1 protein-coding gene is annotated in these 25636 nt (G+C 60.8%); it reads left to right on the top strand.

Translation table 11 applies throughout. The features are described 5' to 3' along the window. Positions 1 to 618 precede the first annotated feature (618 nt). On the top strand, positions 619 to 25551 hold the full coding sequence (locus AC3RCM_RS00980) for an immunoglobulin-like domain-containing protein (RefSeq protein ID WP_492629302.1): 24933 nt from the start codon (positions 619 to 621) through the stop codon (positions 25549 to 25551). Positions 25552 to 25636 lie beyond the last annotated feature (85 nt).

Below are 25636 nucleotides of genomic sequence, written 5' to 3' on the forward strand. Positions count from 1 at the left end.
CGCGGATCCTTGCCTTTCTTGCATTCAATATCCGCAAGCGATTTTCAATGATCGGGATACCATTATTCACGCACTCGTACGTCATCTCTTTGATTTGCGACACATAGCTGCTTGTGACTCGCGCAGCGCTGAAAGCCTGGTGGGCCTCGAGCGAGCAAGCGCCCCGGCTCTGGCTGGCTACCGACCTCTGCCTGGCCACATTCCGGCAAGGTTTGTGCTTATTTGGCAATCAGTGTCCGCGCGATTGACAGTGATCTGGATATTGACGCCAGTAACGCTGACATTGCCGAGTAAGACGGTCGCGCCGCATGATTTACGGCTGCTGAGGTGTATGAAAAAGTGCTAGGACTGATGGCTTAACACCTTTTTGATGATGTAAGACATTTGTCCTCAGGAAACGCTTGGCTAAGGTACAAATATCAATGTGACATTACATTGCCGATTGTTTAGGATGGCATGTATAAGGTCAATAGTTTGGCAGTCAGGCAATTCCAAAAAGTTATAGACGGAATATTGACGTCAAAAACGTCAAGAGATCATCGACATAGTTCCGCCTGAAGTGGCTAGCAAGCGCCGCTCTGGCAGGGAAGTACCCCATCGGGTCACACGGAGAGTCCAATGAGCAGCGTTGTAGCCATCGTCAAAAGCATTGTCGGCCAGGTTATTGCGGTATCCCCAGAGGGCATCCGGCGTGTACTTATCGAAGGTGACCGCCTGTTGGCCGGCGAGGAAGTGCTCACCGGTCCGGGTGGCGCGGTTACTTTGGAGCTGGCTGATGGCCGACTGCTCGATCTTGGACGTGACAGCCAATGGAGCGCCGATGCGCCTGACAGTAGCACCGACCTGAGCCAGGCGGCAGCCCAGGCCGCGCCTTCGGTGGAAGAGCTGCAGCAGGCTATTGCTGCTGGTGTTGACCCGACTACTGAGCTTGAAGCTACCGCCGCTGGCCCGTCATCAGCGGGTGGTGGTGCGCTGGGCGGTGGCCACAGCTTCGTGATGCTCGAAGAGACGGCTGGCCGAGTTGACCCGACGGTTGGCTTCCCGACTGACGGGCTGGGCTTTGCAAGCGTACCCGATACCCAAGAAGTGGGCCTGCTGGACACTAACGGCAACAACCTGGTGACCACACCGACGGATACCGCCGTCGCTACTGAGCTGACGCTTGGCGCAACCCCTTCCATCAGTGAAGCGGGTGGCGTAATCGTTTATACCGCCACCGTTGGTCAGGCGCCGACCACCAACCTGGTAATTACTCTGTCCAACGGTGCCGTGATCGTCATTCCGGCTGGGCAGACCAGTGGTAGCGTCAACGTCGCAGTTCCGGCAAACGACACACCCTACATCGACGGTGGCCAGATTTCGGCCACCGTGACAGGTAGTACCGGTGGTGGCGGGCTGACGGTGACATTGCCGCAAACGCCAGCGGTTACCCAAGTGACCGATACAATCGACACTACAACCGCGACCCTGACCGCCTCGCCAAGTGTGACCGAAGGCGGCGTGATCACCTACACCGTGACCCTGAGCAACCCTGCCCAGACGCCGGTGACCGTGACCCTGTCCAACGGCCAGGTCATCACCGTTGAAGCGGGCAAAACCCAGGGCAGCGTCGATTTCCAGACCCCGGCCAATGACGTCTACAACAACGGCTCGACCGTCAGCGTCACCATCGAGAGCGCCACGGGCGGTAATTTCGAGCAACTGACCCCGAATCCGACCCCGGCTCAGACCGCGATCACCGACTCGGCCGACACCACCACTGCGACCCTGACCGCCTCGCCAGGCGTGACCGAAGGCGGCGTGATCACCTACACCGTGACCCTGAGCAACCCTGCCCAGACGCCGGTGACCGTGACCCTGTCCAATGGCCAAACGATTACCGTTGAAGCCGGAAAAACCCAGGGCAGCGTCGACTTCCAGACCCCGGCGAATGACGTCTACAACAACGGTTCGACTGTCAGCGTCACCATCGAGAGCGCCACGGGCGGCAACTTCGAACAGCTGACCCCGAATCCGACCCCGGCTCAGACCACGATCAACGACTCGGTCGACACCACCACCGCGACCCTGACGGCGAGCCCGTCGGTCACCGAAGGCGGCGTGATCACTTACACCGTGACCCTGAGCAACCCTGCCCAGACGCCGGTGACCGTGACCCTGTCCAACGGCCAGGTCATCACCGTTGAAGCCGGCAAAACCCAGGGCAGCGTTGATTTCCAGACCCCGGCCAATGACGTCTACAACAACGGTTCGACCGTCAGCGTCACCATCGAGAACGCCACCGGCGGTAATTTCGAGCAACTGACCCCGAATCCGACCCCGGCTCAGACCACGATCAACGACTCGGTCGATACCACCACCGCGACCCTGACCGCCTCGCCAAGCGTGACCGAAGGCGGCGTGATCACCTACACCGTGACCCTGAGCAATCCTGCTCAGACGCCGGTAACCGTGACCCTGTCCAACGGCCAAACGATTACCGTTGAAGCGGGTAAAACCCAGGGCAGCGTCGATTTCCAGACCCCGGCCAATGACGTCTACAACAACGGCTCGACTGTCAGCGTCACCATCGAGAACGCCACGGGCGGTAATTTCGAGCAACTGACTCCGAATCCGACCCCGGCTCAGACCACGATCAACGACTCGGTCGACACCACCACCGCGACCCTGACGGCGAGCCCGTCGGTCACCGAAGGCGGCGTAATCACCTACACCGTGACCCTGAGCAACCCTGCCCAGACGCCGGTAACCGTGACCCTGTCCAACGGCCAAACCATTACCGTTGAAGCCGGCAAGACCCAGGGCAGCGTCGATTTCCAGACCCCGGCCAATGACGTCTACAACAACGGCTCGACTGTCAGCGTCACCATCGAGAACGCCACGGGCGGTAATTTCGAGCAACTGACTCCGAATCCGACCCCGGCTCAGACCACGATCAACGACTCGGTCGATGCCACCACCGCGACCCTGACGGCGAGCCCGTCGGTCACCGAAGGCGGTGTGATCACTTACACCGTGACCCTGAGCAACCCTGCTCAGACGCCGGTAACCGTGACCCTGTCCAACGGCCAAACGATTACCGTTGAAGCGGGTAAAACCCAGGGCAGCGTCGATTTCCAGACCCCGGCCAATGACGTCTACAACAACGGCTCGACTGTCAGTGTCACCATCGAGAACGCCACAGGCGGTAATTTCGAGCAACTGACCCCGAACCCGACGCCGGCTCAGACCACGATCAACGACTCGGTCGACACCACCACCGCGACCCTGACGGCCTCCCCAAGCGTCACCGAAGGCGGTGTTATCACCTACACCGTGACCCTGAGCAATCCTGCCCAGACGCCGGTGACCGTGACCCTGTCCAACGGCCAAACCATTACCGTTGAAGCCGGCAAAACCCAGGGCAGCGTCGATTTCCAGACCCCGGCGAATGACGTCTACAACAACGGTTCGACTGTCAGTGTCACCATCGAGAACGCCACGGGTGGCAACTTCGAACAGCTGACTCCGAATCCGACCCCGGCTCAGACCACGATCAACGACTCGGTCGATGCCACCACCGCGACCCTGACGGCGAGCCCGTCGGTCACCGAAGGCGGTGTGATCACTTACACCGTGACCCTGAGCAACCCTGCTCAGACGCCGGTAACCGTGACCCTGTCCAACGGCCAAACGATTACCGTTGAAGCGGGTAAAACCCAGGGCAGCGTCGATTTCCAGACCCCGGCCAATGACGTCTACAACAACGGCTCGACTGTCAGTGTCACCATCGAGAACGCCACAGGCGGTAATTTCGAGCAACTGACCCCGAACCCGACGCCGGCTCAGACCACGATCAACGACTCGGTCGACACCACCACCGCGACCCTGACGGCCTCCCCAAGCGTCACCGAAGGCGGTGTTATCACCTACACCGTGACCCTGAGCAATCCTGCCCAGACGCCGGTGACCGTGACCCTGTCCAACGGCCAAACCATTACCGTTGAAGCCGGCAAAACCCAGGGCAGCGTCGATTTCCAGACGCCGGCCAATGACGTCTACAACAACGGCTCGACTGTCAGCGTCGCCATCGAGAACGCCACGGGCGGTAATTTCGAGCAACTGACCCCGAATCCGACCCCGGCTCAGACCACGATCACCGACTCGGTCGACACCACTACCGCGACCCTGACCGCCTCGCCAAGCGTGACCGAAGGCGGCGTGATCACTTACACCGTGACCCTGAGCAACCCTGCCCAGACGCCGGTGACCGTGATCCTGTCCAACGGCCAGGTCATCACTGTTGAAGCCGGCAAAACCCAGGGCAGCGTCGATTTCCAGACCCCGGCGAATGACGTCTACAACAACGGCTCGACCGTCAGCGTCACCATCGAGAACGCCACGGGCGGTAATTTCGAGCAACTGACTCCGAATCCGACCCCGGCTCAGACCACGATCAACGACTCGGTCGATGCTACCACCGCGACCCTGACGGCGAGCCCGTCGGTCACCGAAGGCGGTGTGATCACTTACACCGTGACCCTGAGCAACCCTGCTCAGACGCCGGTAACCGTGACCCTGTCCAATGGCCAAACGATTACCGTTGAAGCCGGCAAAACCCAGGGCAGCGTCGATTTCCAGACTCCGGCGAATGACGTCTACAACAACGGCTCGACCGTCAGCGTCACCATCGAGAACGCCACGGGCGGTAATTTCGAGCAACTGACCCCGAACCCGACGCCGGCTCAGACCACGATCAACGACTCGGTCGACACCACCACCGCGACCCTGACGGCGAGCCCGTCGGTCACCGAAGGCGGCGTGATCACTTACACCGTGACCCTGAGCAACCCTGCCCAGACGCCGGTGACCGTGACCCTGTCCAACGGCCAGGTCATCACCGTTGAAGCCGGAAAAACCCAGGGCAGCGTTGATTTCCAGACCCCGGCCAATGACGTCTACAACAACGGCTCGACCGTCAGCGTCACCATCGAGAGCGCCACGGGCGGCAACTTCGAACAGCTGACTCCGAATCCGACCCCAGCCTCCACTGTCATCAATGACAGCATCGATACCGTCACCGTAAGTATTGTCAGCAATGGCAATGTGACCGAAGACCAGCAGCCTTCCTTTACTGTGAAAGTAAGCCAGGCGCTGGACCGTCCGTTGACCGTAACCCTGTCTAACGGCGACACCGTGACGATCGAAGCCGGTAAGACCGAAGTCGAGTACAAGACCTCGGTTCAGGGCGATGACGTCTATCTTGATGCAGGTTCCATCACGCTCAGTGTTACCGACGCTACAGTTCCGGGTGCCAACTTCGAGAAGCTGGCCTTGGGTGGCCCGGCTACCGTTGAGATCTCGGACACTATCAGTGAAGTGGTGGCCAAACTGACCGCCACCCCTTCGGTCACCGAAGGCGGTGAGATCACCTACACCATCACGCTGACCAACAAAGACGGCTTGCCGATCAACAACCACTCGGAGCTGTACTTCAAGCTGACCGACGGCACCACCGTCGTCGTGGCAGCCAACAGCACCACCGGTTCGGCCACTGCAACCGCCCCGGACAACGTCTATGTGGGCACTAACCAGCCGGTGGTCAATGCCATCGACGCCGTCAGCGGCGCAGATGCGTGGAAGTTTGAAAACCTGAACCTGGACAAGACTCCAGTCAGCACCGAGGTGACCGACGAGCCAGGCACTCCAGGCAGCGAAGGCGATATCGTCAAGGTCACCATCACGGCCGACCAGACCTCGGTAGCCGAGAACGTCAAGCCAACCTTCACTGTGCACGTCAACCAGCCGCTGGCTCACGACCTGGTCGTGACCCTGAGCAACAACGCTCAGGTCACCATCAAGGCCGGCGAGACCAGCGCGCCGTACACCCACGACGCGCAAGGCGATGACGTCTATCAGGACGCTGGCCAGATCAGCCTGGGCATCACGTCCGCTGTGGATGTAGACGGTCACACCTTCGAGAACCTGCAACTGGGCGGCAACGCTTCGGTTCAAGTGACCGACACCCTCGACGAAGTGGTGGCCAAGCTGACCGCGACCCCTTCGGTGACCGAAGGCGGCGAGATCACCTACACCATCACCCTGACCAACAAAGACGGCTTGCCGATCAACAACCACTCGGAGCTGTACTTCAAGCTGACCGACGGCACCACTGTCGTCGTGGCAGCCAACAGCACCACCGGATCGGCGACTGTAGCTGCACCAGACAACGTCTATGTCGGCACCAACCAGCCGGTGGTCAATGCCATCGACGCGGTCAGCGGCGCGGATGCGTGGAAGTTCGAAAACCTGAACCTGGACAAGACCCCGGTCAGCACCGAGGTCACCGACGAGCCAGGTACCCCAGGCAGCGAAGGCGACATCGTCAAGGTCACCATCACGGCTGACCAGACTTCGGTGGCCGAGAACGTCAAGCCGACGTTCACCGTACACATCAACACCGCCTTGGCCCACGACCTGGTCGTGACCCTGAGCAACAATGCCCAGGTCACCATCAAGGCCGGTGAGACCAGCGCGCCGTACACCCACGACGCGCAAGGCGATGACGTCTACCAGGACGCTGGCCAGATCAGTCTGGGCATCACGTCCGCTGTGGATGTAGATGGTCACACCTTCGAGAACCTGGAACTGGGCGGTGCTGCTTCGGTTCAAGTGACCGACACCCTCGACGAAGTGGTGGCCAAGCTGACCGCGACCCCTTCGGTCACCGAAGGCGGTGAGATCACCTACACCATCACGCTGACCAACAAAGACGGTCTGCCGATCAACAACCACTCGGAGCTGTACTTCAAGCTGACCGACGGCACCACTGTCGTCGTGGCAGCCAACAGCACCACCGGTTCGGCGACTGTAGCAGCACCAGACAACGTCTATGTCGGCACCAACGCGCCGGTGGTCAATGCCATCGACGCGGTCAGCGGCGCAGATGCGTGGAAGTTCGAAAACCTGAACCTGGACAAGACTCCAGTCAGCACCGAGGTGACCGACGAGCCAGGTACGCCGGGCAACGAAGGCGACCTGGTCAAGGTCACTATTACTGCTGACCAGACCTCGGTGGCTGAGAACGTCAAACCGACCTTCACCGTACACATCAACACCGCCCTGGCCCACGACCTGGTCGTGACCCTGAGCAACAACGCCCAGGTCACGATCAAGGCTGGCGAAACCAGCGCGCCGTACACCCACGCTGCTCAGGGCGATGACGTCTACAACGACGCCGGCCAGATCAGCCTGGGTATTACGTCTGCTGTGGATGTAGACGGTCGCACATTCGAAAACCTGGAGCTGGGCGGTGCTGCGAAGGTGGATGTCACTGACACCACCGACGAAGTGGTGGCCAAGCTGACTGCCACCCCTTCGGTGACCGAAGGCGGCGAGATCACCTACACCATCACGCTGACCAACAAAGATGGTCTGCCGATCAACAACCACAGTGCATTGACCTTCACGCTGAGCGACGGCAAAACCGTCATCACCGTGCCGGCTAATGGCACCGTGGGTACTGCCACTGTCACTGCCCCGGACAACGTCTACGTCGGCGCTAACGACCCTGTCGTGATGTCGATCGCTACCGTTGAAGGTGCGGACGTTGGCAAGTTCGAGCAACTGACACTCGACAAAACTCCGGTCAGCACTACCGTGACCGACGAGCCAGGTACGCCGGGCAACGAAGGCGACTTGGTCAAAGTCACCATCACGGCCGACCAGACTTCGGTGGCCGAGAACGTCAAACCGACGTTCACCGTGCACGTCAACCAGCCGCTGGCTCACGACCTGGTCGTGACCCTGAGCAACAACGCCCAGGTCACCATCAAGGCCGGCGAAACCAGCGCGCCATACACCCACGCTGCGCAGGGTGATGACGTCTACAACGACGCTGGCCAGATCAGTCTGGGCATCACGTCTGCTGTGGATGTAGACGGTCGCACCTTCGAGAACCTGCAACTGGGCGGCAACGCTTCGGTTCAAGTGACCGACACCACCGACGAAGTGGTGGCCAAGTTGACTGCGACCCCGTCGGTCACCGAAGGCGGTGAGATCACCTACACCATCACGCTGACCAACAAAGATGGTCTGCCGATCAACAACCACAGTGCATTGACCTTCACGCTGAGCGACGGCAAAACCGTCATCACCGTGCCGGCTAATGGCACCGTGGGTACTGCCACTGTCACTGCCCCGGACAACGTCTACGTCGGCGCTAACGACCCTGTCGTGATGTCGATCGCTACCGTTGAAGGTGCGGACGTTGGCAAGTTCGAGCAACTGACACTCGACAAAACTCCGGTCAGCACTACCGTGACCGACGAGCCAGGTACGCCGGGCAACGAAGGCGACTTGGTCAAAGTCACCATCACGGCCGACCAGACTTCGGTGGCCGAGAACGTCAAACCGACGTTCACCGTGCACGTCAACCAGCCGCTGGCTCACGACCTGGTCGTGACCCTGAGCAACAACGCCCAGGTCACCATCAAGGCCGGCGAAACCAGCGCGCCATACACCCACGCTGCGCAGGGTGATGACGTCTACAACGACGCTGGCCAGATCAGCCTGGGCATCACGTCTGCTGTGGATGTAGACGGTCGCACCTTCGAGAACCTGCAACTGGGCGGCAACGCTTCGGTTCAAGTGACCGACACCACCGACGAAGTGGTGGCCAAGTTGACTGCGACCCCGTCGGTCACCGAAGGCGGTGAGATCACTTACACCATCACGCTGACCAACAAAGACGGTCTGCCGATCAACAACCACAGTGCATTGACCTTCACGCTGAGCGACGGCAAAACCGTCATCACCGTGCCGGCTAATGGCACCGTGGGCACTGCCACCGTGACTGCTCCGGACAACGTCTACGTCGGCACCAACGACCCTGTCGTGATGTCGATCGCAACCGTTGGAGGCGCGGACGTCGGTAAGTTCGAGCAACTGACACTGGACAAGACCCCGGTCAGCACGTCGGTCACCGACGAGCCGGGTACGCCGGGCAACGAAGGCGATCTGGTCAAGGTCACCATCACCGCCGACCAGACCTCGGTGGCCGAGAACGTCAAGCCGACGTTCACCGTACACATCAACACCGCCTTGGCCCACGACCTGGTCGTGACCCTGAGCAACAACGCTCAGGTCACCATCAAGGCCGGTGAAACCAGCGCGCCGTACACCCACGCTGCGCAGGGTGATGACGTCTACCAGGACGCTGGCCAGATCAGCTTGGGCATCACGTCCGCTGTGGATGTAGACGGCCACACCTTCGAGAACCTGCAACTGGGCGGCAACGCTTCGGTTCAAGTGACCGACACCACCGACGAAGTAATGGCGAAGCTGACTGCGACCCCTTCGGTCACCGAAGGCGGCGAGATCACCTACACCATCACGCTGACCAACAAAGACGGTCTGCCGATCAACAACCACTCGGAGCTGTACTTCAAGCTGACCGACGGCACCACCGTCGTCGTGGCAGCCAACAGCACCACGGGCTCGGCGACTGCAATCGCACCAGACAACGTCTATGTCGGCACTAACCAGCCGGTGGTCAATGCCATCGACGCGGTCAGCGGCGCAGATGCGTGGAAGTTCGAAAACCTGAACCTGGACAAGACCCCGGTCAGCACCGAGGTCACCGACGAGCCAGGCACTCCAGGCAGCGAAGGCGACATCGTCAAGGTCACCATCACGGCCGACCAGACTTCGGTAGCCGAGAACGTCAAACCGACCTTCACTGTGCACGTCAACCAGCCGCTGGCCCACGACCTGATCGTGACCCTGAGCAACAATGCTCAGGTCACCATCAAGGCTGGCGAGACCAGCGCGCAGTACATCCACGACGCACAGGGCGATGACGTCTATCAGGATGCGGGCCAGATCAGCCTGGGCATCAACTCGGCAGTAGACGCCACTGGTGCTGCGTTCGAGAACCTCGAGTTGGGCGGTGCCGCGAAAGTGGATGTCACCGACACCCTCGACGAAGTGGTGGCCAAGCTGACCGCGACCCCTTCGGTGACCGAAGGCGGCGAGATCACCTACACCATCACGCTGACCAACAAAGACGGCTTGCCGATCAACAACCACTCGGAGCTGTACTTCAAGCTGACCGACGGCACCACTGTCGTTGTGGCAGCGAACAGCACGACCGGTTCGGCGACTGTAGCCGCCCCGGACAACGTCTATGTCGGCACCAACGCGCCGGTGGTCAATGCCATCGACGCCGTCAGCGGCGCAGATGCGTGGAAGTTCGAAAACCTGAACCTGGACAAGACCCCGGTCAGCACCGAGGTGACCGACGAGCCAGGCACCCCAGGCAGCGAAGGCGACATCGTCAAGGTCACCATCACAGCCGACCAGACTTCGGTGGCCGAGAACGTCAAACCGACCTTCACCGTGCACGTCAACCAGCCGCTGGCTCACGACCTGGTCGTTACCCTGAGCAACAATGCTCAGGTCACCATCAAGGCCGGCGAGACCAGCGCGCCGTACACCCACGACGCGCAAGGCGATGACGTCTATCAGGATGCGGGCCAGATCAGCCTGGGCATCAACTCGGCGGTGGACGCCACTGGTGCGACCTTCGAGAACCTCGAGCTGGGCGGTGCGGCTTCGGTCCAAGTGACCGACACCCTCGACGAAGTGGTGGCCAAGCTGACTGCGACCCCTTCGGTCACCGAAGGCGGCGAGATCACCTACACCATCACGCTGACCAACAAAGACGGTCTGCCGATCAATAACCACTCGGAGCTGTACTTCAAGCTGACCGACGGCACCACCGTCGTCGTGGCAGCCAACAGCACCACGGGCTCGGCGACTGCAACCGCACCAGACAACGTCTATGTCGGCACCAACGCGCCGGTGGTCAATGCCATCGACGCCGTCAGCGGCGCGGATGCGTGGAAGTTCGAAAACCTGAACCTGGACAAGACCCCGGTCAGCACCGAGGTGACCGACGAGCCAGGCACCCCAGGCAGCGAAGGCGACATCGTCAAGGTCACCATCACAGCCGACCAGACTTCGGTGGCCGAGAACGTCAAACCGACCTTCACCGTGCACGTCAACCAGCCGCTGGCTCACGACCTGGTCGTGACCCTGAGCAACAACGCTCAGGTCACCATCAAGGCCGGTGAAACCAGCGCGCCGTACACCCACGCTGCGCAGGGTGATGACGTCTACCAGGACGCTGGCCAGATCAGCTTGGGCATCACGTCCGCTGTGGATGTAGACGGCCACACCTTCGAGAACCTGCAACTGGGCGGCAACGCTTCGGTTCAAGTGACCGACACCACCGACGAAGTAATGGCGAAGCTGACCGCGACCCCTTCGGTGACCGAAGGCGGCGAGATCACCTACACCATCACCCTGACCAACAAAGACGGCTTGCCGATCAACAACCACTCGGAGCTGTACTTCAAGCTGACCGACGGCACCACTGTCGTCGTGGCAGCCAACAGCACCACCGGATCGGCGACTGTAGCTGCACCAGACAACGTCTATGTCGGCACCAACCAGCCGGTGGTCAATGCCATCGACGCGGTCAGCGGCGCGGATGCGTGGAAGTTCGAAAACCTGAACCTGGACAAGACCCCGGTCAGCACCGAGGTCACCGACGAGCCAGGCACTCCAGGCAGCGAAGGCGACATCGTCAAGGTCACCATCACGGCCGACCAGACTTCGGTAGCCGAGAACGTCAAACCGACCTTCACTGTGCACGTCAACCAGCCGCTGGCCCACGACCTGATCGTGACCCTGAGCAACAATGCTCAGGTCACCATCAAGGCTGGCGAGACCAGCGCGCAGTACACCCACGACGCACAGGGCGATGACGTCTATCAGGATGCGGGCCAGATCAGCCTGGGCATCAACTCGGCAGTAGACGCCACTGGTGCTGCGTTCGAGAACCTCGAGTTGGGCGGTGCCGCGAAAGTGGATGTCACCGACACCCTCGACGAAGTGGTGGCCAAGCTGACCGCGACCCCTTCGGTGACCGAAGGCGGCGAGATCACCTACACCATCACGCTGACCAACAAAGACGGCTTGCCGATCAACAACCACTCGGAGCTGTACTTCAAGCTGACCGACGGCACCACTGTCGTTGTGGCAGCGAACAGCACGACCGGTTCGGCGACTGTAGCCGCCCCGGACAACGTCTATGTCGGCACCAACGCGCCGGTGGTCAATGCCATCGACGCCGTCAGCGGCGCGGATGCGTGGAAGTTCGAAAACCTGAACCTGGACAAGACTCCAGTCAGCACCGAGGTGACCGACGAGCCAGGCACTCCAGGCAACGAAGGCGACATCGTCAAAGTCACTATTACTGCTGACCAGACTTCGGTAGCCGAGAACGTCAAACCGACTTTCACCGTGCACGTCAACCAGCCGCTGGCTCACGACCTGGTCGTGACCCTGAGCAACAACGCCCAGGTCACCATCAAGGCCGGCGAAACCAGCGCGCCGTACACCCACGACGCGCAGGGCGATGACGTCTATCAGGATGCGGGCCAGATCAGCCTGGGCATCACGTCCGCTGTGGATGTAGACGGTCGCACCTTCGAGAACCTGCAACTGGGCGGCAACGCTTCGGTTCAAGTGACCGACACCCTCGACGAGGTGGTGGCGAAGCTGACCGCGACCCCTTCGGTCACCGAAGGCGGCGAGATCACCTACACCATCACGCTGACCAACAAAGACGGCTTGCCGATCAACAACCACTCGGAGCTGTACTTCAAGCTGACCGACGGCACCACCGTCGTCGTGGCAGCCAACAGCACCACGGGCTCGGCGACTGCAACCGCACCAGACAACGTCTATGTCGGCACCAACCAGCCGGTGGTCAATGCCATCGACGCCGTCAGCGGCGCGGATGCGTGGAAGTTCGAAAACCTGAACCTGGACAAGACTCCAGTCAGCACCGAGGTGACCGACGAGCCAGGCACTCCAGGCAACGAAGGCGATATCGTCAAAGTCACTATTACTGCTGACCAGACTTCGGTAGCCGAGAACGTCAAACCGACGTTCACCGTGCACGTCAACCAGCCGCTGGCTCACGACCTGGTCGTGACCCTGAGCAACAACGCTCAGGTCACCATCAAGGCCGGTGAAACCAGCGCGCCGTACACCCACGCTGCGCAAGGCGATGACGTCTACAACGATGCGGGCCAGATCAGCCTGGGCATCAACTCGGCAGTGGACGCCACTGGTGCGACCTTCGAGAACCTGCAACTGGGCGGCAACGCTTCGGTTCAAGTGACCGACACCACCGACGAAGTAGTGGCGAAGCTGACCGCGACCCCTTCGGTGACCGAAGGCGGCGAGATCACCTACACCATCACCCTGACCAACAAAGACGGCCTGCCGATCAACAACCACAGTGCATTGACCTTCACGCTGAGCGACGGCAAAACCGTCATCACCGTGCCGGCCAACGGCACCGTGGGTACTGCTACCGTCACTGCCCCGGACAACGTCTACGTCGGTAGCAACGACCCTGTGATCAAATCGATCGCAACCGTTGAAGGCGCTGATGTCGGCAAGTTCGAGCAACTGACGCTGGACAAAACCCCGGTCAGCACTACCGTGACCGACGAGCCTGGCACCCCAGGCAACCCGGGCGGCAGCAACGAAGGCGACTTGGTTAAGGTCACTATTACTGCTGACCAGACTTCGGTGGCCGAGAACGTCAAGCCGACCTTCACCGTGCACGTCAACCAGCCGCTGGCTCACGACCTGGTCGTGACCCTGAGCAACAACGCCCAGGTCACCATCAAGGCCGGTGAAACCAGCGCGCCGTACACCCACGCTGCGCAGGGTGATGACGTTTACAACGACGCTGGCCAGATCAGCCTGGGCATCAATTCGGCGGTGGATGCCACTGGTGCGACGTTCGAGAACCTGGAGCTGGGCGGTGCCGCGAAGGTGGATGTCACCGACACCACCGACGAAGTGGTGGCCAAGCTGACCGCCACCCCTTCGGTCACCGAAGGCGGCGAGATCACTTACACCATCACGCTGACCAACAAAGACGGTCTGCCGATCAACAACCACAGTGCATTGACCTTCACCCTGAGCGACGGCAAAACCGTCATCACCGTGCCGGCCAACGGCACCGTGGGCACTGCCACTGTGACTGCTCCGGACAACGTCTACGTCGGCACCAACGACCCTGTCGTGATGTCGATCGCAACCGTTGAAGGCGCGGATGTCGGCAAGTTCGAACAGCTGACGCTGGACAAGACCCCGGTCAGCACGTCGATCACCGACGAGCCGGGTACTCCAGGCAACGAAGGCGATATCGTCAAAGTCACTATTACTGCTGACCAGACGTCGGTGGCCGAGAACGTCAAACCGACGTTCACCGTACACATCAACACCGCCTTGGCCCACGACCTGGTCGTGACCCTGAGCAACAACGCTCAGGTCACCATCAAGGCCGGTGAAACCAGCGCGCCGTACACTCACGACGCGCAAGGCGATGACGTCTACAACGATGCTGGCCAGATCAGCCTGGGCATCAACTCGGCGGTAGACGCCACTGGTGCGACCTTCGAGAACCTGGAGCTGGGCGGTGCCGCGAAGGTGGATGTCACCGACACCACCGACGAAGTTGTGGCGAAGCTGACCGCCACCCCTTCGGTCACCGAAGGCGGCGAGATCACTTACACCATCACGCTGACCAACAAAGACGGTCTGCCGATCAACAACCACAGTGCATTGACCTTCACGCTGAGCGACGGCAAAACCGTCATCACCGTGCCGGCCAACGGCACCGTGGGTACTGCTACCGTCACTGCTCCGGACAACGTCTACGTCGGCAGCAACGACCCTGTCGTGATGTCGATCGCTACCGTTGAAGGTGCGGACGTTGGCAAGTTCGAGCAACTGACGCTGGACAAGACGCCGGTCAGCACGTCGGTCACCGACGAGCCGGGTACCCCAGGCAACGAAGGCGACCTGGTCAAGGTCACCATCACCGCCGACCAGACCTCGGTGGCCGAGAACGTCAAACCGACCTTCACTGTGCACGTCAACCAGCCGCTGGCCCACGACCTGGTCGTGACCCTGAGCAACAACGCCCAGGTCACCATCAAGGCCGGCGAGACCAGCGCGCCGTACACCCACGCTGCGCAGGGCGATGACGTCTACAACGATGCGGGCCAGATCAGCCTGGGCATCAACTCGGCGGTAGACGCCACTGGTGCGACCTTCGAGAACCTGCAACTGGGCGGCAACGCTTCGGTTCAAGTGACCGACACCACCGACGAAGTAGTGGCGAAGCTGACCGCCACCCCTTCGGTGACCGAAGGCGGTGAGATCACTTACACCATCACGCTGACCAACAAAGACGGTCTGCCGATCAACAACCACAGTGCATTGACCTTCACGCTGAGCGACGGCAAAACCGTCATCACCGTGCCGGCCAATGGCACCGTGGGTACTGCCACCGTGACTGCTCCGGACAACGTCTACGTCGGCAGCAACGACCCTGTCGTGATGTCGATCGCAACCGTTGAAGGCGCGGACGTCGGTAAGTTCGAGCAACTGACACTGGACAAAACCCCGGTCAGCACGTCGGTTACCGACGAGCCGGGCACCCCAGGCAACGAAGGCGACCTGGTCAAGGTCACCATCACCGCCGACCAGACCTCGGTGGCCGAGAACGTCAAACCGACCTTCACTGTGCACGTCAACCAGCCGCTGGCCCACGACCTGGTCGTGACCCTGAGCAACAACGCCCAGGTCACCATCAAGGCCGGCGAGACCAGCGCGCCGTACACCCACGCTGCGCAGGGCGATGACGTCTACAACGATGCGGGCCAGATCAGCCTGGGCATCAACTCGGCGGTAGACGCCACTGGTGCGACCTTCGAGAACCTGCAACTGGGCGGCAACGCTTCGGTTCAAGTGACCGACACCACCGACGAAGTAGTGGCGAAGCTGACCGCCACCCCTTCGGTGACCGAAGGCGGTGAGATCACTTACACCATCACGCTGACCAACAAAGACGGTCTGCCAATCAACAACCACAGTGCATTGACCTTCACGCTGAGCGACGGCAAAACCGTCATCACCGTGCCGGCCAATGGCACCGTGGGTACTGCTACCGTCACTGCCCCGGACAACGTCTACGTCGGTACCAACGACCCGGTTGTGATGTCGATCGCTACCGTTGAAGGCGCGGATGTCGGCAAGTTCGAGCAACTGACGCTGGACAAGACGCCGGTCAGCACGTCGATCACCGACGAGCCGGGTACCCCAGGCAACGAAGGCGACCTGGTCAAGGTCACCATCACCGCCGACCAGACTTCGGTGGCCGAGAACGTCAAGCCGACCTTCACCGTGCACGTCAACCAGCCGTTGGCTCACGACCTGGTCGTGACCCTGAGCAACAATGCCCAGGTCACCATCAAGGCCGGCGAAACCAGCGCGCCATACACCCACGCTGCGCAGGGTGATGACGTTTACAACGACGCTGGCCAGATCAGCCTGGGTATCAATTCGGCGGTGGACGCCACCGGCGCTGCATTCGAGAACCTGCAACTGGGCGGTGCGGCTACCGTTCAAGTGACCGACACCCCCGACGAAGTGGTGGCCAAGCTGACCGCGACCCCTTCGGTCACCGAAGGCGGCGAGATCACCTACACCATCACGCTGACCAACAAAGACGGTCTGCCGATCAACAACCACAGTGCATTGACCTTCACGCTGAGCGACGGCAAAACCGTCATCACTGTGCCGGCCAACGGCACCGTGGGTACTGCTACCGTCACTGCCCCGGACAACGTCTACGTCGGTACCAACGACCCGGTTGTGATGTCGATCGCTACCGTTGAAGGCGCGGATGTCGGCAAGTTCGAGCAACTGACGCTGGACAAGACGCCGGTCAGCACGTCGATCACCGACGAGCCGGGTACCCCAGGCAACGAAGGCGACCTGGTCAAGGTCACCATCACCGCCGACCAGACCTCGGTGGCCGAGAACGTCAAACCGACGTTCACCGTGCACGTCAACCAGCCGCTGGCTCACGACCTGGTCGTGACCCTGAGCAACAATGCCCAGGTCACCATCAAGGCTGGCGAGACTAGCGCGCCGTACACCCACGCTGCGCAGGGCGATGACGTCTACAACGACGCTGGCCAGATCAGCCTGGGCATTAATTCGGCAGTGGACGCCACTGGTGCGACCTTCGAGAACCTGCAACTGGGCGGCAACGCTTCGGTTCAAGTGACCGACACCCCCGACGAAGTGGTGGCCAAGTTGACCGCGACCCCGTCGGTGACCGAAGGCGGCGAGATTACCTACACCATCACGCTGACCAACAAAGACGGCCTGCCGATCAACAACCACAGTGCATTGACCTTCACCCTGAGCGACGGCAAAACCGTCATCACTGTGCCGGCCAACGGCACCGTGGGTACTGCTACCGTCACTGCCCCGGACAACGTCTACGTCGGTACCAACGACCCGGTTGTGATGTCGATCGCTACCGTTGAAGGCGCGGATGTCGGCAAGTTCGAGCAACTGACGCTGGACAAGACCCCGGTCAGCACGTCGATCACCGACGAGCCGGGTACCCCAGGCAACGAAGGCGACCTGGTCAAGGTCACCATCACCGCCGACCAGACCTCGGTGGCCGAGAACGTCAAACCGACCTTCACTGTGCACGTCAACCAGCCGCTGGCCCACGACCTGGTCGTGACCCTGAGCAACAACGCCCAGGTCACCATCAAGGCCGGCGAGACCAGCGCGCCGTACACCCACGCTGCGCAGGGCGATGACGTCTACAACGATGCGGGCCAGATCAGCCTGGGCATCAACTCGGCGGTAGACGCCACTGGTGCGACCTTCGAGAACCTGCAACTGGGCGGCAACGCTTCGGTTCAAGTGACCGACACCACCGACGAAGTAGTGGCGAAGCTGACCGCCACCCCTTCGGTGACCGAAGGCGGTGAGATCACTTACACCATCACGCTGACCAACAAAGACGGTCTGCCAATCAACAACCACAGTGCATTGACCTTCACGCTGAGCGACGGCAAAACCGTCATCACCGTGCCGGCCAACGGTACCGTGGGCACTGCCACCGTGGCTGCCCCGGACAACGTCTACGTCGGTACCAACGACCCGGTTGTGATGTCGATCGCAACCGTTGGCGGCGCGGACGTCGGCAAGTTCGAGCAACTGACGCTGGACAAGACCCCGGTCAGCACGTCGGTCACCGACGAGCCGGGTACCCCAGGCAACGAAGGCGACCTGGTCAAGGTCACCATCACCGCCGACCAGACCTCGGTGGCCGAGAACGTCAAACCGACGTTCACCGTGCACGTCAACCAGCCGCTGGCTCACGACCTGGTCGTGACCCTGAGCAACAACGCTCAGGTCACCATCAAGGCCGGCGAAACCAGCGCGCCGTACACCCACGCTGCGCAGGGCGATGACGTTTACAACGATGCTGGCCAGATCAGCCTGGGCATCAACTCGGCGGTAGACGCCACTGGTGCGACCTTCGAGAACCTGCAACTGGGCGGTGCGGCTACCGTTCAAGTGACCGACACCACCGACGAAGTAGTGGCCAAGTTGACCGCGACCCCGTCGGTGACCGAAGGCGGTGAGATCACCTACACCATCACGCTGACCAACAAAGACGGCCTGCCGATCAACAACCACAGTGCATTGACCTTCACGCTGAGCGACGGCAAAACCGTCATCACCGTGCCGGCCAACGGCACCGTGGGTACTGCTACCGTCACTGCTCCGGACAACGTCTACGTCGGTACCAACGACCCGGTTGTGATGTCGATCGCAACCGTTGGCGGCGCGGACGTCGGCAAGTTCGAGCAACTGACGCTGGACAAGACGCCGGTCAGCACGTCGGTTACCGACGAGCCAGGTACGCCGGGCAACGAAGGCGACTTGGTCAAAGTCACCATCACGGCCGACCAGACCTCGGTGGCCGAGAACGTCAAACCGACGTTCACCGTGCACGTCAACCAGCCGCTGGCTCACGACCTGGTCGTGACCCTGAGCAACAACGCTCAGGTCACCATCAAGGCCGGCGAAACCAGCGCGCCGTACACCCACGCTGCGCAGGGCGATGACGTTTACAACGATGCTGGCCAGATCAGCCTGGGCATCAACTCGGCGGTAGACGCCACTGGTGCGACCTTCGAGAACCTGCAACTGGGCGGTGCGGCTACCGTTCAAGTGACCGACACCACCGACGAAGTAGTGGCCAAGTTGACCGCGACCCCGTCGGTGACCGAAGGCGGTGAGATCACCTACACCATCACGCTGACCAACAAAGACGGCCTGCCGATCAACAACCACAGTGCATTGACCTTCACGCTGAGCGACGGCAAAACCGTCATCACCGTGCCGGCCAACGGCACCGTGGGTACTGCTACCGTCACTGCTCCGGACAACGTCTACGTCGGTAGCAACGACCCTGTGATCAAATCGATCGCAACCGTTGAAGGCGCTGATGTCGGCAAGTTCGAGCAACTGACGCTGGACAAGACGCCGGTCAGCACGTCGGTCACCGACGAGCCGGGTACCCCAGGCAACGAAGGCGACCTGGTCAAGGTCACCATCACCGCCGACCAGACTTCGGTGGCCGAGAACGTCAAACCGACCTTCACCGTGCACGTCAACCAGCCGCTGGCTCACGACCTGGTCGTGACCCTGAGCAACAACGCTCAGGTCACCATCAAGGCCGGCGAGACCAGCGCACCGTACACCCACGACGCGCAAGGCGATGACGTCTATCAGGATGCGGGCCAGATCAGCCTGGGCATCAACTCGGCAGTGGACGCCACTGGTGCGACCTTCGAGAACCTCGAGCTGGGCGGTGCGGCTTCGGTCCAAGTGACCGACACCCTCGACGAAGTGGTGGCCAAGCTGACTGCGACCCCTTCGGTGACCGAAGGCGGCGAGATCACTTACACCATCACGCTGACCAACAAAGACGGTCTGCCAATCAACAACCACAGTGCATTGACCTTCACGCTGAGCGACGGCAAAACCGTCATCACCGTGCCGGCCAACGGCACCGTGGGTACTGCTACCGTCACTGCTCCGGACAACGTCTACGTCGGCAGCAACGACCCTGTCGTGATGTCGATCGCTACCGTTGAAGGTGCGGACGTTGGCAAGTTCGAGCAACTGACGCTGGACAAGACGCCGGTCAGCACGTCGGTCACCGACGAGCCGGGTACCCCAGGCAGCGAAGGCGACTTGGTCAAGGTCACTATTACTGCTGACCAGACTTCGGTGGCCGAGAACGTCAAACCGACGTTCACCGTACATATCAACACCGCCTTGGCTCACGACCTGGTCGTGACCCTGAGCAACAATGCCCAGGTCACCATCAAGGCTGGCGAGACTAGCGCGCCGTACACCCACGCTGCGCAGGGCGATGACGTCTACAACGACGCTGGCCAGATCAGCCTGGGCATCAACTCGGCGGTAGACGCCACTGGTGCGACCTTCGAGAACCTAGAGTTGGGCGGTGCCGCGAAGGTGGATGTCACCGACACCACCGACGAAGTGGTGGCCAAGCTGACCGCGACCCCTTCGGTGACCGAAGGCGGCGAGATCACTTACACCATCACGCTGACCAACAAAGACGGTCTGCCGATCAACAACCACAGTGCATTGACCTTCACGCTGAGCGACGGCAAAACCGTCATCACCGTGCCGGCTAATGGCACCGTGGGTACTGCTACAGTCACTGCTCCGGACAACGTCTACGTCGGTAGCAACGACCCTGTGATCAAATCGATCGCTACCGTTGGCGGTGCGGATGTCGGCAAGTTCGAGCAACTGACGCTGGACAAGACCCCGGTCAGCACTACTGTGACCGACGAGCCTGGCACCCCAGGCAACCCGGGCGGCAGCAACGAAGGCGATCTGGTCAAGGTCACCATCACCGCCGACCAGACCTCGGTGGCTGAGAACGTCAAACCGACCTTCACTGTGCACGTCAACCAGCCGCTGGCTCACGACCTGGTCGTGACCCTGAGCAACAATGCCCAGGTCACCATCAAGGCTGGCGAGACTAGCGCGCCGTACACCCACGCTGCGCAAGGCGATGACGTCTACAACGATGCGGGCCAGATCAGCCTGGGCATTAATTCGGCAGTGGACGCCACTGGTGCGACCTTCGAGAACCTGCAACTGGGCGGCAACGCTTCGGTTCAAGTGACCGACACCACCGACGAAGTAGTGGCGAAGCTGACCGCGACCCCTTCGGTCACCGAAGGCGGCGAGATCACTTACACCATCACCCTGACCAACAAAGACGGTCTGCCGATCAACAACCACAGTGCATTGACCTTCACGCTGAGCGACGGCAAAACCGTCATCACCGTGCCTGCCAACGGCACCGTGGGCACTGCCACCGTGACTGCCCCGGACAACGTCTACGTCGGTACCAACGACCCTGTCGTGATGTCGATCGCAACCGTTGGAGGCGCGGATGTCGGCAAGTTCGAGCAACTGACGCTGGACAAGACCCCGGTCAGCACTACCGTGACCGACGAGCCTGGCACCCCAGGCAACCCGGGCGGCAGCAACGAAGGCGACCTGGTCAAGGTCACCATCACCGCCGACCAGACCTCGGTGGCCGAGAACGTCAAACCGACGTTCACCGTGCACGTCAACCAGCCGCTGGCCCACGACCTGGTCGTGACCCTGAGCAACAACGCTCAGGTCACCATCAAGGCTGGCGAGACTAGCGCGCCGTACACCCACGCTGCGCAAGGCGATGACGTCTACAACGACGCGGGCCAGATCAGCCTGGGCATCAACTCGGCGGTGGATGTAGACGGTCGTACCTTCGAAAACCTGGAGTTGGGCGGTGCTGCGAAGGTGGATGTCACCGACACCACCGACGAAGTGGTGGCCAAGCTGACCGCGACCCCTTCGGTCACCGAAGGCGGCGAGATCACCTACACCATCACGCTGACCAACAAAGACGGCCTGCCAATCAACAACCACAGTGCATTGACCTTCACGCTGAGCGACGGCAAAACCGTCATCACCGTGCCGGCTAATAGCACCGTGGGTACAGCTACCGTCACTGCTCCGGACAACGTCTACGTCGGCACCAACGATCCTGTCGTGAAGTCGATCGCTACCGTTGGCGGCGCGGGCGTTGGCAAGTTCGAACAGCTGACACTGGACAAGACCCCGGTCAGCACCGCCGTGACCGATGAACCAGGTTCGGGAACTCCAGGCACCGGCAACAAGGGCGACGTCACCACCGTCGGTATTTCCGGCACGACTTCTCTGACCGAGGGTGAAACCGGCCAGTACACCCTGACGCTGAGCAACGCGTCCAAGTCCGAAGTCACTATCACCCTTAGCTACAGCGGTACCGCCAACAACGGTGAGGACTTCACCGGTATCGCGACCGTGAAGATTCCGGCCAACAGCACAGGCACGACGTTCAACATCGCTACCCTCAACGACAAACTGGTCGAAGGTACCGAGAACTTCGTCGTGAAGATCGAAACCGCCACGGGTGGTAACTTCGAGAACCTGCAGGTCGATAGCAGCAAATCGAGCGTGACGACCACCATTCTCGACAATGACCACCTGCCGGTTTCGCCTGGCGGCGCGGTATTTGGCGTGGAGGACACCGATTACGTGTTTGCCTGGAGTGATTTCAAAGTCACTGATGCCGATGGCAACACTAACCTGTCCGTGACCATTACCTCGCTCCCAGCCGCCGGCAACTTGCAGTTCTTCAACGGTACTGCATGGGTAAATGTGGCCGTTGGCCAGGTGGTCAGCCAGGCTGATATCACTGCCAAGAACCTGAAGTTCGTTCCGGCCCTCAACCAGTCGGGTACGGACAACTACGGTGGTAATGGCGTGGGTAACCAGAAGGCTGACTACGCCCAGTTCAAGTTCAAGCCGAACGATGGCACCAACCTGGGCAGCGAAGTGACCATGAAGGTCGATATCAGCCCGGTTGCCGATAAACCGACCCTGAGCTTCGGCAGTGCCGATATCGAGTCCAAAGGGCTGACCAAGGAAGTCTGGACCAGCCTCAAAGGCCTGGGTACTGGCGGCAACGGCATTACCGGCGAGGATCTGAAGACGGTCTTTGCCAACTCCGGCAGCGCGAACTCCAGCAGCACCACTACCAACGTGCAGTCCGATGGCAGCGTCACCGCTGGCACCGGTTCGAAAACGTCGGGCCTGATCTACCTGGAAGCCGGCAAGGTCTATACCTTCAGTGGTTCGGCCGACGACAGCTTCGTGGTCACCATCGGTGGCAAGACTGTAGTCACAGCCACCTGGGGAGCCGGTGGCGGGGTTTCGGGTACCTTTACCCCGAATACCAGCGGCTACTACCCGATCGAGGTCTACCATGCCAACCAGTCCGGCCCAGGCAGCTATGACCTGAACATCCAGGTAGGCTCCGGTGCCGTTACCGACCTGAGCAGCTCGAACGTCAAGATGTACCAGAACGTTACCGAGATGGCGAACGCAGGCCTGGGTGTGTCCGACCTGCACACCGTGAATGGTCAGAGCTACTACGACGGCTACAAGCTCAACGAAGGGCCTGAGGGTGGCTCGGTGAAACTGGTCGGTATTTCCACCGCCCTGACCGACACTGACGGCTCCGAAAGCCTGAACGTGACACTCAGCGGTATCCCGAAAGGTACCGTGTTGAGCGATGGTGCAGGCCACACGGTCACGGTAGGTACTGCCCCGGTAGATGTGACAGGCTGGAAACTCAGCAGCCTGACGCTGACCCCGCCGGCCTATTACAAAGGCTCGTTCGACATCACGGTTACCTCGACTGCCACCGAAAGCCTGGGTGGCTCGGCCATCACCACCGGCAATATCCCGGTGACGGTGTACGGCGCGACCTACAAGGCCAGTGTGGGTACCTCGGGCAATGACACGCTGACCGGTAGTGAAGGCAACGACATCTTCGTCGCTGACGTATCCGGGCTGAACGTGGTTCAGGGCAAGAACTACAACATCGCCTTCATGGTCGATAGCTCGGGCAGTATGAGCGACAAGTCGATTGCCGACGCCAAGACGCAGTTGGCCTCGGTGTTCAACACGCTCAAGGCCAGCCTGGGCTCGGACACCTCGGGTACCGTAAACATCTTCCTGGTCGACTTCGATACCCAGGTAAACAAGAACGTGGCAGTGAACCTTGCCGACCCGGATGCTTTGAGCAAGTTGCAGGCGGTATTGAACTCGATGGTGGGCGGCTACTACGGTGGCGGTACCAACTATGAAGACGCGTTCAAGACCACGTCCAACTTCTTCAACAGCACCATGGCCACCAGCAACAAAGGTGCGGAGAACCTGACTTACTTCATTACCGACGGTAAGCCAACCTACTATCAGAGCAATGAGTCCACCAACCCTAGCCTGTGGAAGAATGGCAAGAGCCTGGACGATGTAGTCAACGTCAACAATTACAAGATGGGTGACACGTTCAGCGCCTGGGCCGACGCGACTCACAAGGTCGAGATCAGCAGCAGTGGTGTGGTCAAAGTGCTGACTTATACCGAGAACCGCCGAGGTGAGTTGGTGCTCGACTCCACCAAGACGGTCGGCACCCTTCACGCACAGGGTGATGGTACCTATGAACTCTCCAGCCTGGACGGTACCGGCTACGCGGATTACTGGAACTACGTCTACTCGGCCGCAGGTTCTACTGAAAGTTTCGCAGTATTGGGCGGCACCAATGGCTTGAGCAAAGTCCAGGCTATCGGCCTGAACAGCGATGTCACGCTGAACGATCTGAAACCTTACGACAGTGCCGGCAAGCCACAGACCAATATCGACCCGTCCGATTTGGCCAAGGCGATTCTCGGTCACTCCGAAGCAACGGTGCCAGGTGCCGACACCATCGATAGTGGTAACGGCAACGACATCATCTTCGGTGACCTGATCACCCTCAACGGTGTCGTCAGCGAGGGCTACCAGGCCCTGCAGACGTACGTTGCACAGAAGAGCGGTGTTGAAGTCAGTGCTGTCACTACCAGCAATGTTCACCAGTACATCACCGAGCACTACACCGAGTTCGATATCTCCGGTGCCAAAGACGGCAACGACATCCTGTCGGGCGGCAATGGCAATGACATCCTCTTCGGCCAAGGTGGTAGCGACACGCTGAATGGTGGCAAAGGTAACGACATCCTGCTGGGCGGTACTGGCAATGACACCCTGATCGGTGGCCAGGGCGACGATATCCTGATCGGTGGCAGCGGTGCCGACACCTTCGTATGGAAGGCTGGCGACGTCGGTAACGACGTGATCAAGGACTTCAACAAGGCCGAGGGTGACCGTATCGATCTGAAGGACCTGCTGCAGGGTGAGAAGGGCAGCACCATCGACAACTACCTGAAGCTCACCACGGTGGAGGGTACGACCACGTTGCAAGTCAGCAGCGAAGGCAAGCTCAATGCCGAAGGTGGTATCGCCAACGCCGACGTGACCATCAAGCTGGAAGGCGTCAACTGGTCCAACCAGACGATCAACTCGTTGATCAGCGGTGCCGATCCGACCATCATCATCCACAACAAGGACAGCTGACAGACCACCGGGGCCGCACAGCGGCCCCGGCTCTTTCCTGCCACCCGCCAACAGCGCATACTCTGGCGCCGGGCCTGCGCGCCCG

Source organism: Pseudomonas sp. GW823-FHT05G12 (genome assembly GCF_058795575.1).

What these genes read in the sequence shown, in the direction of transcription:
- AC3RCM_RS00980 (WP_492629302.1), top strand. Translation starts at nt 619, where the DNA reads ATGAGCAGCGTTGTAGCCATCGTCAAAAGCATTGTCGGCCAGGTTATT.